This window comes from Citrobacter sp. CK180, assembly GCF_030333655.1.
Lineage (GTDB): Bacteria > Pseudomonadota > Gammaproteobacteria > Enterobacterales > Enterobacteriaceae > Citrobacter_B > Citrobacter_B koseri.
In genome coordinates, this window is the sequence record NZ_JAOWFM010000055.1 from 84581 (window position 1) to 98911 (window position 14331).

Genomic DNA, 14331 nt, shown 5'->3' on the forward strand with positions numbered 1-14331 from the left:
GGGCCTACGTGTTGTCACCATAAAAAAGCCGGGAATTTCCCGGCTTTTTTTACTTCTTCTTCGCGGCCGCTTTTCGCCGCTTGTCCAAATCCTTAAGCAGTTTATTCACCTTGTCATCGGCAAACATCTTCTCAAGCGTCGTGGACAGCTTGCGCCGCCAGTTCTTGTACTGGTCGCTGGTGCCTGGAATATTGACCGGCTCCGCCATGTCCAGCCAGTCTTCCGGCTGCAACCCCAGCAATGCGCTATGGCTGTCCGCAATGTAACGCTGCATTCCACGGTTGAGGATCGGCGTCATCGACATCAGCGACGCCTTATGTCCGGCGCGTTTCGGCAGGCAGCCGTATTTGTGCAGCGCGTCCAGCAGACCCTGCTTCGCCAGCTCACGATCCTGATACAGCCCACGCAATATCACTTCATCCGGGTAAAGCCCCAGCGTTTTGCCGAGCGTCAGGTCGCCGCTGTCCCAGTAGCCACGCAGCGTAGGAAGGTCATGCGTCGTCGCGACTGCCATTGATTGTTCCGGGTACGCTTTCGGCGCGCGGAAGTTCTTCTCATGATCATTCTCGAAATAGAGCACTTTATACGAGTAAACGCCGCTGTCGCGCAGTTTACCCACGATTTCCACCGGCACCGTCCCCAGATCTTCGCCAATCACCATGCAGCGATGACGTTTACTTTCCAGCGCCAGAATAGAGAGCAGGGCGTCCACCGGGTAATGCACATACGCCCCGTGATCCGCCGTTTCACCGTAAGGAATCCACCACAGACGCAGCATCGACATAACATGATCGATACGCAAAGCGCCACAGTTCTGCATATTGGCGCGCAGCAGTTCAATAAACGGCTCATAGGCGCGGGCGGCGATGATATGCGGGTCCATCGGCGGCAGTCCCCAGTTCTGCCCCAGCGGGCCGAGGATATCCGGCGGCGCGCCCACCGATGCTTTCAGGCAATACAGCTCACGGTCGCACCAGGTTTCCGCCCCGCCCTCCGCAACCCCTACCGCCAGATCGCGATACAGGCCAATCGGCATATCATAACCCTGGCATACCGCCCAACAGGCGGCAAACTGGGTATACGCCAGCCACTGTAACCAGAGGTAAAAGTCCACCTCATCGCGGTGATCTTCACAGAACTGTTTCACTTCCGGCGAGTTCACTGACTGATACGCTTCCGGCCAGACCGGCCAGCCCCAGCGCAACTCATCTTCCTTCACCTGATGCGCGTGCAGCGCGTCAAATGCCGCCTGCCAGTACAGGCTGTCGCCTTCCTGGGCGACAAAGTGGCGAAACGCCGCCATCTGTTCATCATCACGAAGCGCAAAACCTTTCCATGCCATCCGCAGGGCGGTCATTTTCAGCGCGGTAACAGCAGAATAATCAACCCATTCGGCGTCCCGTGCGCGCTGCAATGTCTGCTGCGTCGCCGGCGTGTTCCACCAGGCCTGCGCCTCTTTGCTCAACCGGAAATCGTCAACGGCATTCACGTCGATATAAATGACATTCAGCCAACGGCGGGATGAGGGGCTGTACGGGCTGGCGCTCTCCGGGTTTGCCGGGTAGAGGGCGTGAATCGGGTTCAGGCCAATAAATGCGCCGCCGCGTTTCGCAACATCCGTCAGCATCGACTGGAGATCGCCAAAGTCGCCAATCCCCCAGTTTTTTTCCGAACGCAGGGTATAAAGCTGAACGCACGCCCCCCATAGCTTCTGTCCGGTCAGCAGCGCCTGCGGCTCATAGCAGCGTTTCGGCGCCACGATGATCCGGCAGTGCGTGCGCTGTTCGCCCTGAGTCAGGGTCAGCGTGTGATACCCCTCCGGCAGCTTTGCCGGAAGGGTAAAGGCTTTGCCGCCGGTGGCGTGCCCCTTGTGCTGTACGCCCTCCTCGGTGGTCAGCAGCCAGCTAAAATCGCCGCTGCCTTCTACCGCCAGCGGCATCTTCTTGCCTGCGGTATACACCATCACATTCGGCACTGGCGTCACCGCCACCTTCGTGGCGGCGGTGGCGCGGTGCATCGCATCAAGCAAACGCCGTTTGGTTTCGGCGCCAATCGACTGCGGTTTACCGTGGGCATTGATGTAATTGGGGCTGATCCCCGCCGCCAGCGCGGCATTATCCAGACGTTTGCGTTCCATGGCGCTTCCTTAGCGTTTTGCCTGCCAGATACGAGCCTGATAATCGCGGATGGAGCGATCCGAGCTGAACATCCCGCAACGCGCGGTGTTCAGGATCGTCGCCCGGGTCCAGGCATCCTGGTCGCGATACAGCACGTCCACCTGCTTTTGTGCCGCAACGTAGGCGGCAAAGTCCGCCATCACCAGGTACGGATCGCCCCCCTGTTTGCCAATGCTGTGCAGCATCTGATCAAAAGCGTGCTTGTCGCCGTTGCTGTATTTGCCGCTTTCCAGCTCCTTCAGCACCGCGTCCAGCACTTTGTCTTTCTTACGCCATTTCACCGGGTCGTAGCCCTTGGCCTTCAGCCGTTTCACCTCTTCCACGGTATGACCGAAGATAAAGATATTCTCGTCCCCGACCTGTTCGGCGATCTCAACGTTCGCCCCATCCAGCGTACCGACCGTCAGCGCGCCGTTCAACGCCAGCTTCATATTGCCGGTGCCGGAGGCTTCTTTACCGGCAGTAGAGATCTGCTCAGAGACGTCCGCCGCCGGGATCAGCATTTCCGCCGCCGAAACGCAGTAGTCCGGCAGGAAGACCACTTTCAGCTTATCGCCGACTTTCGGGTCGTTGTTGATGGTTTCCGCCACCTTGTTAATGGCGAAGATGATGTTTTTCGCCAGATAGTAGCCCGGCGCCGCTTTTGCGCCAAACAGGAACACGCGCGGCACGCGGTCTGCTTTCGGATTTTCGCGGATCTCTTTGTACAGCGCCAGAATATGCAGCAGGTTCAGGTGCTGGCGCTTATATTCGTGCAGGCGCTTAATCTGGATATCGAAAATCGCCTGCGGGTTGATTTCAATCCCGGTGCGCATTTTCACAAATTCGGCCAGGCGGACTTTATTCGCCTGTTTAATCTCACGATACGTTTTGCGGAACGCCGCGTCGTCGGCGAATTTCTCCAGGTTGATCAGCTGATCGAGGTCGTTAGCCCACTCTTTCTTCAACGACTTATCCAGCAGCGCCGCAAGTGCCGGGTTGCACTGTTTGATCCAGCGACGCGGCGTAATGCCGTTGGTCACGTTGTGGAATTTGTTCGGCCACAGCTGGTGATATTCCGGGAACAGATCCTTCACCACCAGATCGGAGTGCAGCGCCGCAACGCCGTTGACCGCAAAGCCGCTGACCACGCACATATTGGCCATCCGCACCTGCTTGTCGTGCACTACCGCCAGCTTCGCCCACACCTGCTTATCGCCCGGCCAGGTTTTATCAACCTGTTTCTTAAAGCGGTCATTAATCTCTTTGATGATCTGCATATGGCGCGGCAGCAGCGCTTTCACCAGTTTCTCATCCCAGCACTCCAGCGCTTCCGGCATCAGCGTATGGTTGGTGTAGGCGAACGTTTTACTGGTGATGGCCCAGGCGTCGTCCCAGCTTAGCTGGTGCTCATCGAGCAGCACGCGCAGCAATTCAGGGATAGCGATGGTCGGGTGAGTATCGTTGAGTTGAATGACCTCATACTCCGCCAGCTCATGCAGTTTGCGCCCCGCCAGGTGGTGACGACGCAGAATATCCGCTACCGAGCAGGCGCACTGGAAATACTGCTGCATCAGGCGCAGCTTTTTGCCTGCGGTGTGGTTGTCGTTCGGATAGAGGACTTTCGTCAGTTTTTCCGCGTCGATCCCCTGCTGCTCCGCGCGCAGGAAATCGCCGTCGTTGAATTTGGTCAGGTTAAACGGATGCGCATGCGCGGCCTGCCACAAACGCAGCGGCTGTGCGACGCCGTTCCGGTAGCCGAGCACCGGCAAGTCCCACGCCTGCCCGGTGATCACAAAACCCGGTTCCCAACGCCCGTCCTTCGTCACTTTACCGCCAATACCGACCTGAACATCAAGCTGTTCATTGTGACGGAACCACGGGTAGCTACCGCGATGCCAGTCATCCGGCGCTTCCATCTGTTGCCCATCGACAAAAGACTGACGGAACAGCCCATACTGGTAGTTCAGGCCATAGCCCGTTGCGGACTGGCCTACCGTCGCCATAGAGTCCAGGAAACATGCCGCCAGACGCCCTAAACCACCGTTGCCCAGCGCAGGATCAACCTCTTCCTCCAGCAGGTCGGTCAGGTTGACGTCGTGCGTTTTCAGCACATCGCTCACCGCCTGATACCAGCCCAGATTCAACAGGTTGTTCCCGGTCAGGCGGCCAATCAGGAATTCCATCGAGATGTAGTTAACATGACGCTGGTTTTTAGCCGGTTTCGCCGCAGGTTGCGCGCTGAGCAATTCAGCCAGTGCGCCGCTAACGGCCTGCCACCACTGGCGAGATGTCATCTCATGAGCCGACAGTAAACCGAAACGCTGCCACTGACGCATCAGGGCAGCCTGAAAGTGATCTTTGTTGAAGGTAGGCTGTGACATAGAAATTCCGAATCCTCAGGTAATAAAACAACGTTATCGTTAGTTTGCCTGGCTCGATGTTGACCTTCCTCATCCCACCCGGGATTAGGCAGGGAGGAGTAGTGGGGATGAGCATAAAAGTGTGATCGCCGCCACTTAAAGGTAGTGGATTGCCGGTGAATACGTCGAATTACCGCACAGCATACCTGCGACTGCACGCCGTTTTACGCACGATGACACAAATAATTAAATCGCGGAGGTTTATTGAAAGTGAATATGTAAATGCGGAAATAGTTTCTAACCTGAAATATCAAACCCATTCAGTTATTTCCGTTCCTGAATAATTCCCTGAGTTCATTACTTCCTGACTTTCATTAAAAAGCACAGTAACCACACAGAGGAAATGGCATTATTTGGGGCAGGCAGGATCGGGCACTATCCCAGTCTCCACGCACACTCAGACCGTGCTAAACCGTTTCTTGCAATGGATATTTAGAATTGTGACAGAGTGCAAATTCAGACACACAAAAAACTTGCATAGCTTGCATTAAACCGGTTTCTGTCCGACCTTATATCTATTAATTACGAAGCGCAAAAAAAATCGCATTTCCCCATTTCCTCACAGTGAAGTGATTACTATGTTGATTCCGTCTAAATTAAGTCGTCCGGTTCGACTCGACCATACGGTGGTTCGTGAGCGCCTGTTGGCTAAACTTTCCGGCGCGAACAATTTCAGGCTGGCCCTGGTAACAAGCCCTGCGGGCTATGGGAAAACCACGCTTGTTTCACAGTGGGCAGCCGGGAAAAACGAGTTAGGCTGGTTCTCGCTGGATGAAGGCGACAACCAGCAGGAGCGATTCGCCAGTTATTTAATTGCCGCGCTTCAGCAGGCAACGGGCGGGCATTGCTCCACCAGTGAAGTCATGGTGCAAAAACGCCAGTACGTCAGCCTGACCTCCCTTTTCGCGCAACTCTTTATTGAGTTGGCTGAGTGGCATCGCCCGCTTTATCTGGTCATTGATGATTACCATCTGATCACAAACCCGGTGATCCACGACGCGATGCGCTTTTTCCTGCGCCATCAGCCCGAAAATCTCACGCTGGTCGTGCTGTCGCGTAATTTACCGCAGCTCGGCATCGCTAATCTGCGCGTTCGCGATCAGCTGCTGGAAATCGGCAGCCAGCAATTAGCCTTTAACCATCAGGAAGCAAAACAGTTCTTTGACCGCCGTCTGTCCTCGCCTATCGAAGCCGCCGAGAGCAGCCGGATGTGCGACGACGTCGCCGGTTGGGCAACCGCGCTACAGCTTATCGCCCTTTCCGCCCGCCAGAACAATAACTCCGCGCACCAGTCTGCGAGACGCCTGGCGGGAATCAACGCCAGCCATCTGTCTGATTACCTGGTCGATGAAGTGCTGGACAACGTGGACGTGAGTACCCGGCATTTTCTGCTGAAAAGCGCCATCCTGCGTTCGATGAACGATGCGCTGATCGTGCGCGTGACGGGCGAAGAGAACGGGCAGATGCGTCTGGAGGAGATTGAGCGTCAGGGGCTGTTCCTGCAACGCATGGACGATACGGGCGAATGGTTCAGCTATCACCCGCTGTTTGGCAGTTTCCTGCGTCAGCGTTGCCAGTGGGAACTGGCGACCGAGCTGCCGGATATCCACCGCGCTGCCGCCGAAAGCTGGATGGCGCAAGGTTTCCCCAGCGAAGCCATTCACCATGCCCTGGCGGCGGGCGATGCGCATATGCTGCGCGATATCCTGCTGAATCATGCGTGGGGGCTGTTTAACCACAGTAAGCTGGCGCTGCTGGAAGAGTCATTAAAGGCCCTGCCGTGGGAAAGTTTGCTGGAAAACCCGCGGCTGGTTCTGTTGCAGGCATGGCTGATGCAAAGCCAGCACCGCTACAGCGAAGTGAATACCCTGCTGGCGCGCGCTGAGCAAGAAATTCAGGGCATGATGGACGGTACGCTGCATGCGGAATTCAACGCCCTGCGCGCTCAGGTCGCGATTAACGACGGCAACCCGGATGAAGCGGAACGGCTGGCAAAACTGGCGCTGGATGAGCTGCCGATCGCCTGGTTTTACAGCCGTATTGTCGCCACCTCCGTACACGGCGAAGTGCTGCACTGTAAAGGCGATCTCTCCCGTTCACTGTCGCTGATGCAGCAAACTGAGCAAATGTCGCGTCATCATGACGTCTGGCATTACGCCCTCTGGAGCCTGCTCCAACAAAGTGAAATTCTCTTCGCCCAGGGCTTTTTGCAGGCCGCCTGGGAAACCCAGGAGAAAGCGTTCCAGCTGATTAAAGAGCAACATCTCGAACAGTTGCCGATGCACGAGTTCCTGATGCGCATTCGCGCGCAGCTTCTGTGGGCATGGGCGCGTCTTGACGAAGCGGAAGCCTCCGCCCGCAGCGGTATTGATGTGCTTTCCGCATTCCAGCCGCAGCAGCAATTGCAATGTCTGGCGCTGCTGGTGCAGTGCTCGCTGGCGCGCGGCGATCTGGATAATGCCCGCACGCAGTTGAACCGTCTGGAGAACCTGCTGGGCAACGGCCAGTATCACAGCGACTGGATTTCCAATGCCGATAAGGTTCGCGTGATTTACTGGCAGATGACGGGCGATAAGAAGTCCGCCGCCAACTGGCTGCGTCATACGCCGAAACCAGAATTTGCCAACAACCACTTCCTGCAAGGCCAGTGGCGTAATATCGCCAGGGCGCAGATCCTGCTGGGTGAGTTTGAATCCGCAGAGATTGTGCTGGAAGAGCTAAACGAAAATGCCCGTAGCCTGCGTTTAATGAGCGATCTTAACCGTAACCTGCTGTTGCTTAATCAGCTGTACTGGCAGGCCGGACGTAAAAACGACGCCCAGCGGGTGTTGCTTGATGCGCTGCAACTGGCGAACCGTACCGGTTTCATCAGCCACTTTGTGATTGAAGGCGAAGCGATGGCGCAGCAACTGCGTCAGTTGATTCAGTTGAATACGCTGCCGGAGCTTGAACAACATCGCGCACAGCGCATCCTGCGGGAAATTAACCAGCACCATCGACATAAGTTCGCCCATTTTGACGAAGGCTTTGTGGAGCGGCTGTTAAATCACCCGGACGTACCGGAGCTGATCCGCACCAGCCCGCTAACGCAGCGTGAGTGGCAGGTTCTGGGACTGATCTATTCCGGCTACAGCAACGAGCAAATCGCTGGCGAGCTGGCGGTTGCGGCCACGACCATCAAAACGCACATTCGCAATTTATATCAGAAGCTCGGCGTCGCGCATCGTCAGGACGCCGTACAACATGCGCAGAGGCTTTTGAAAATGATGGGGTACGGGGTGTGATGATTGCCCGGTGGCGCTTACGCTTACCGGGCCTACAATCACGATGATCAGCACAACTCTAACTGAATATGGTGGTCGGTAAGCACCTGCAATACCCCTGCTGGCGGCGTCATATCGGTATAGACGGCATCCACCAGGCTAATGCTGCCCATATTCACCATCGCATTACGACCAAACTTAGAGTGATCCACAACCAGCATCACATGGCGTGAATTTTCAATAATCGCGCGTTTCGTGCGTACTTCGTGATAATCAAATTCCAGCAGCGACCCATCGCTGTCGATACCGCTGATCCCCAGAATGCCAAAATCCAGGCGGAATTGAGAGATGAAATCGAGCGTCGCTTCGCCAATAATGCCGCCGTCACGGCTGCGAAGCTCACCGCCAGCGAGAATAATGCGAAAATCCTCTTTCACCATCAGCGTGTTCGCCACGTTGAGATTGTTGGTCACAATGCGCAGGTTACTGTGATCCAACAAGGCATGCGCCACCGCTTCCGGCGTCGTGCCGATATCGATAAACAGCGTTGAACCGTTGGGGATTTGCGTGGCGACTTTCCGCGCAATACGTTCCTTCTCCGCCGTTTGCGTCGCTTTACGATCGTGCCACGGCGTGTTTACCGAGCTGGAAGGCAACGCCGCGCCGCCGTGGTGGCGCAGGATCATATTCTGCTCCGCCAGGTCGTTGAGATCCCGACGGATGGTTTGTGGGCTGACGGAGAAATGTTCCACCAGTTCTTCAGTGCTGACGTATCCCTGCTTTTTTACCAGTTCGATGATAGCGTCATGACGTTGTGTCTGTTTCATTGTTATTCCCTGGAATTTTGCCGGATGGCGACGCATGGCGTTTTATCCGGCCTACCGACCGTGCATTTTTAGTAGGCCGGATAAGGCGTTTCGCCGCCATCCGGCGCAACCCCAATCATGTTCGTTTTCGCGCATTCACCGTGTCAGCAAATGCCATCGCCAGCCCCACGGCCAGCCCGGCGATGTGCGCACCGTTCGCCATCGACATGCCAAACACATCAAACCACCCGGCAACAATCCAGATCAACGCAAAAGCAATAAGCCCACGCTGTAGATATATGCCGCTTTGCGGATCGCGTTCACCACGTAGCCAGGCGTAGCCCATCAGCGCGTAAACCACGCCGGAAAGCCCACCAAACCACGGGCCGCTGAACTTCTGCTGTACATAACCGCTCAGCAATGCGCTGATGACGGTAATAACGATCAGTTTTCCGCTGCCCAGACGCTTTTCCACCGCCCCGCCGATATACCACCACCACAACAGGTTGAAGAGGATATGCATTAACGAGAAATGCATAAACGCATGGGTGAAATAGCGCCAGAACTCAAATTTCAGTGACGGATCAAACGGCCACGCCAGCCACACCATGACGCTCTGCGCGCCGACGATGCTCATCACAACGAACACCAGGATACAGGCGATCATAATAAGCCAGGTGACCGGGCCCGCCCTCTCGCGCAATGTGGCGATAAACGGGAAACGGCGATAGTGCAGCCCGCTGCCGGTATGACCGGACTGCCAGCTTGCCGCCAGATAACGCGGATCGGCGGGATTTTCCAGAAAGCGCGCCAGCTCCGCCCGCACGCGCTCGGCCTGAGATTCGTCCGCCAGCCAGACATCGCTTTGATGATGTTGTTGAATCGTCAGGATAACGCCCTGCGTCGCCATGTAATCAACAAATGCCTGCGCCACGCGGGGGTTAGCAAAAGAGGTAATCATCAACATTGTTGCTGTCGCTTAGTCCACACAAAAGAGGACAGTATATAGGCCCTTCCGGCTTCAGGCTGCATCTTTGTGGGCTTATGCGCCAAATGCCACCTCTGAGGGGAAATGGCGGTGCCAGGCATCAAACCCGCCATCAATACTGTAAACCGCGTCATAACCCTGTTGTAGCAGGTACTGTGCCGCGCCTTTGCTGCTATTGCCGTGATAGCACATCACCATCACCACGGTATCGAAATCATGGTCGCGCATAAACGCGCCCAGCGTATCGTTGGTCAGATGGAACGCCTGCGGCGTGTGGCCCATCGCATAGCTTTGCGGATCGCGGATATCCACCAGCACCGCCGTTCCCTGGTGCAGCTTCTGGTGAGCTTCTTCGACATTAATACATTCAAACTGATCCATGAGTCTCTCTTTCTTTTATATGCAGGCTTTATATGCAGATGGCTATTTTACCGTTCAGTGTACGTCGCCGGGGTAAGTAAACGCCATAATGTTATATGTATCACTCTAAAATGTTTTTTCGATGTTACCACCAGCTCGTTTTTTTGCTATTATGCTCGATAACGAACATTTTTGAGCTTTAACGAAAGTGCAAGAGGGTAGCATGGAAACCAAAGATCTGATTGTGATAGGCGGGGGCATTAACGGTGCGGGTATCGCGGCAGACGCCGCCGGACGTGGTTTATCCGTGCTCATGCTGGAAGCGCAGGATTTGGCCTGTGCAACCTCTTCCGCCAGCTCTAAATTAATTCACGGTGGCTTGCGCTACCTTGAACACTACGAATTCCGCCTGGTCAGCGAAGCGCTGGCCGAACGTGAAGTGCTGCTGAAAATGGCGCCGCACATCGCCTTCCCGATGCGCTTCCGCCTGCCTCACCGCCCGCACCTGCGCCCGGCATGGATGATCCGAATTGGTCTGTTTATGTACGATCATCTGGGCAAACGCACCAGTCTGCCCGGTTCAACCGGTTTGCGTTTTGGCACAGATTCGGTGCTGAAACCGGAGATCGTGCGCGGTTTCGAATATTCTGACTGCTGGGTAGACGATGCGCGTCTGGTTCTGGCAAACGCCCAAATGGTGGTGCGTAAAGGCGGGGAAGTGTTAACCCGTACCCGAGCGACCTCTGCCTGTCGTGAAAACGGTCTGTGGATCGTAGAAGCGGAAGATATCGATACCGGTAAAAAGCACACCTGGCAGGCGCGTGGTCTGGTCAACGCCACGGGGCCGTGGGTAAAACAGTTCTTCGACGACGGTATGCACCTGCCTTCACCCTACGGCATTCGTCTGATCAAAGGCAGCCACATTGTGGTGCCGCGCGTGCATACGCAGAAACAGGCTTATATCCTGCAAAACGAAGATAAGCGTATCGTATTTGTGATTCCGTGGATGGATGAGTTCTCAATCATCGGCACCACTGACGTTGAGTACAAAGGCGATCCGAAAGCAGTGAAAATTGATGAAAGCGAAATCAATTACCTGCTGAAAGTCTATAACGCGCACTTCAAGAAACAACTGGGTCGCGACGATATCGTCTGGACCTACTCCGGCGTGCGTCCGCTGTGCGACGACGAGTCCGATTCTCCGCAGGCGATCACCCGTGACTACACGCTGGATATCCACGATGAAAACGGCAAAGCGCCGCTGTTGTCGGTATTCGGCGGTAAGCTGACCACTTATCGTAAGCTGGCCGAACACGCGATGGAAAAACTGTCGTCCTATTACCAGGGCATTGGCCCGGCCTGGACTAAAGAGTGCGTGCTTCCTGGCGGGGATATCGGCGGCGATCGTGAAGATTACGCGGCCAAACTGCGCCGCCGCTATCCGTTCTTGACGGAGTCGCTGGCGCGTCATTATTCCCGCACCTACGGCAGCAATACCGAGTGGATCCTCGGTGAAGCCACCTCCGTTGCTGAGTTAGGTGAAGATTTCGGTCACGAACTTTACGAAGCGGAGCTGAAGTATCTGGTGGATCACGAATGGGTACGTCGTGCGGACGACGCGTTGTGGCGCCGCACCAAAGAAGGGATGTGGCTCAACGCCGAGCAGCAGTCCCGCGTGAGCCAGTGGCTGGCGGAATATATTGGCAAACGTCAGTTGTCGCTGGCGTCGTAATGACAATGCCGGATGGCGGCTACGCCTTATCCGGCCTACAAAACAGTCCACAGGCCCGGTAAGCGTCAGCACCACCGGGCCTTTTGCCGGATGGCGGCTAACGCTTTATCCGGCCTACAGCTAGTCCTGTCCCTTGTTACAGCCTTACCGAATCAATGTGCCAGATATTTTCGGCATACTCCTTGATCGTCCTGTCGGAGGAGAAATACCCCATATTGGCGATATTGAGCATCGCTTTCGCGGTCCACTCTTCGGGATGACGATACAATTCATCCACCTTATCCTGGCAATCAACATAGCTACGATAATCCGCCAGCACCTGATAGTGGTCGCCAAAGTTAATCAACGAATCCACCAGATCACGGTAGCGCCCCGGCTCTTCCGGGCTGAACACGCCGCTGCCGATCTGCGTCAGCACCTGGTGTAGCTCCGCATCTTTTTCGTAATACTCGCGCGGTTTATAGCCCTGCTTGCGCAGTTCTTCCACCTCTTCCGCCGTATTGCCAAAGATAAAGATATTCTCCGCCCCCACATGCTCCAGCATCTCGACGTTTGCGCCGTCCAGCGTACCGATGGTCAGCGCGCCGTTGAGCGCAAACTTCATGTTACTGGTGCCGGACGCCTCCGTACCCGCCAGCGAAATCTGCTCAGACAGGTCGGCGGCAGGAATAATGACCTGTGCCAAGCTCACGCTGTAGTTCGGGATAAACACCACTTTCAGCTTATCGCCAATCTGCGGATCGTTGTTGATCACCTTAGCAACGTCATTGATCAAGTGAATAATGTGCTTCGCCATGTAATAGGCCGAAGCCGCCTTACCGGCAAAGATATTCACGCGTGGCACCCATTCCGCCTCAGGATCTTCCTTGATGCGGTTATAACGCGTAATCACATGCAGCACATTCATCAACTGACGTTTGTACTCGTGAATACGTTTAATCTGCACATCAAACAACGCCTTCGGATTGACCACCACGTTCAACTGCTGAGCGATGAGTATTGCCAGCCGTTTTTTGTTTTCCAGCTTCGCCTGGCGCACCGCGTGATTCACCAGCGGGAAATCGCAATGCTGCTGTAGTTCGCTTAGCTGGCTGAGATCCGTACGCCAGGTGCGCCCGATATTTTCGTCCAGCACCTCAGAAAGCGACGGGTTCGCCAGCGCCAGCCAGCGGCGCGGCGTCACGCCGTTGGTCACGTTGCAGAAGCGGGTCGGGAAGATACTCGCAAAATCAGCAAACAGCGACTGCACCATCAGGTTAGAGTGCAGCTCCGATACGCCATTCACTTTATGGCTCACCACCACCGCCAGCCACGCCATACGGACGCGGCGACCGTTGGACTCATCGATAATCGACGCCCGCCCCAGCAGAGCGGTATCGTTGGGATACTGCTCCTGCAACGTTTTCAGGAAGTAGTCGTTAATCTCAAAGATGATCTGCAAATGACGCGGCAGGATTTTACCCAGCATATCCACCGGCCAGGTTTCCAGCGCTTCGCTCATCAGCGTGTGGTTGGTGTAGGAGAAGACCTGGCAGCACACCTCAAACGCATCGTCCCAGCTGAATTTGTGCTCATCAATCAACAAGCGCATCAGTTCCGGGATCGACAGCACCGGGTGAGTATCATTGAGGTGAATGGCGATTTTATCCGCCAGGTTGTCATAGGTTTTATGCAGCTGGTAGTGGCGGCTCAGAATGTCCTGTACCGTTGAGGAAACCAGGAAGTACTCCTGGCGCAGGCGCAGCTCGCGCCCCGAATAGGTGGAGTCATCCGGGTAAAGCACGCGGGATACGTTTTCAGAGTGGTTTTTATCCTCTACCGCCGCGAAGTAGTCGCCCTGGTTAAATTTACCAAGGTTGATTTCGCTACTGGCCTGAGCGCTCCACAGGCGCAGCGTGTTGGTGGCGTCGGTATCATAACCCGGGATAATCTGGTCATAGGCCACCGCCAGAATCTCTTCGGTTTCAATCCAGCGGGCTTTCTTGCCTTCCTGCTGAATTCGCCCGCCGAAACGCACTTTGTAGCGCGTATTATGGCGTTTAAACTCCCACGGATTGCCGTATTCCAGCCAATAGTCCGGGGACTCTTTCTGCCGCCCCTCGACAATGTTCTGCTTGAACATGCCGTAGTCGTAGCGAATTCCATAGCCGCGCCCCGGCAGGCCCAGGGTCGCCAGCGAATCAAGGAAGCACGCCGCCAGACGGCCAAGACCGCCGTTGCCAAGACCGGGGTCGTTCTCTTCATCAATCAGTTCTTCGAGATCCAGCCCCATCGCTTCCAGCGCCCCTTTAACATCGTCGTAAATACCCAACGATAACAAGGCATTGGAGAGGGTTCGGCCAATCAAAAATTCCATCGACAGGTAATAGACCTGACGGGTTTCCTGCGACAGTTGAGCACGGTTAGAACGCAGCCAGCGTTCCACGAGGCGATCGCGCACCGCGAACAGCGTGGCGTTCAGCCATTCATGTTTATTGGCAATGACCGGATCTTTACCAATCGTGAACATCAGTTTGTAGGCAATAGAATGCTTAAGCGCTTCTACGCTAAGAGTGGGCGATGCATAAGTAAATGGAGCATTCATATAGGTGATTCCTGGATAA

General features: G+C 55.4%; 8 protein-coding genes. 2 read left to right on the forward strand and 6 right to left on the reverse strand.

The window, feature by feature from the left end; translation table 11 throughout:
• Nucleotides 1–49: 49 nt before the first annotated feature.
• Both malQ and malP read right to left on the reverse strand, forming a co-directional pair.
• Entirely contained in the window at nucleotides 50–2137 is a 2088-nt protein-coding gene (malQ, locus tag OGV50_RS19305) for a 4-alpha-glucanotransferase (RefSeq protein WP_200093163.1), read from the reverse strand.
• 9 nt (nucleotides 2138–2146) lie between these two features.
• Nucleotides 2147–4540, reverse strand: coding sequence for a maltodextrin phosphorylase (gene malP, locus OGV50_RS19310; protein WP_058668199.1), 2394 nt, complete (start codon nucleotides 4538–4540; stop codon nucleotides 2147–2149).
• A 617-nt stretch (nucleotides 4541–5157) separates the two neighbouring features.
• Between malP and malT the strand changes: the two genes are divergently transcribed.
• Complete coding sequence (gene malT, locus OGV50_RS19315; protein WP_286488715.1) at nucleotides 5158–7863, forward strand: HTH-type transcriptional regulator MalT; 2706 nt, start codon at nucleotides 5158–5160, stop codon at nucleotides 7861–7863.
• Between the two features lie 47 nt (nucleotides 7864–7910).
• Here malT and OGV50_RS19320 read toward each other — a convergent pair whose 3' ends face one another.
• The 3 genes from OGV50_RS19320 to glpE all read right to left on the reverse strand — a co-directional run bounded on the left by OGV50_RS19320 (nucleotide 7911) and on the right by glpE (nucleotide 10017).
• On the reverse strand, nucleotides 7911–8669 hold the full coding sequence (locus OGV50_RS19320) for a DeoR/GlpR family transcriptional regulator (protein WP_012135527.1): 759 nt from the start codon (nucleotides 8667–8669) through the stop codon (nucleotides 7911–7913).
• A 115-nt stretch (nucleotides 8670–8784) separates the two neighbouring features.
• Nucleotides 8785–9615 (reverse strand): rhomboid family intramembrane serine protease GlpG, encoded by an 831-nt coding sequence (gene glpG / locus OGV50_RS19325; RefSeq protein WP_012135528.1) that lies wholly within the window; start codon nucleotides 9613–9615, stop codon nucleotides 8785–8787.
• Nucleotides 9616–9690: 75 nt separating this feature from the next.
• Complete coding sequence (gene glpE, locus OGV50_RS19330; protein ID WP_012135529.1) at nucleotides 9691–10017, reverse strand: thiosulfate sulfurtransferase GlpE; 327 nt, start codon at nucleotides 10015–10017, stop codon at nucleotides 9691–9693.
• A gap of 202 nt (nucleotides 10018–10219) precedes the next feature.
• Here glpE and glpD point away from each other — a divergent pair, with 202 nt between their 5' ends.
• Entirely contained in the window at nucleotides 10220–11728 is a 1509-nt protein-coding gene (gene glpD, locus OGV50_RS19335) for a glycerol-3-phosphate dehydrogenase (protein ID WP_200093162.1), read from the forward strand.
• A gap of 136 nt (nucleotides 11729–11864) precedes the next feature.
• Here glpD and glgP read toward each other — a convergent pair whose 3' ends face one another.
• On the reverse strand, nucleotides 11865–14312 hold the full coding sequence (gene glgP / locus OGV50_RS19340) for a glycogen phosphorylase (protein ID WP_049012094.1): 2448 nt from the start codon (nucleotides 14310–14312) through the stop codon (nucleotides 11865–11867).
• Nucleotides 14313–14331 lie beyond the last annotated feature (19 nt).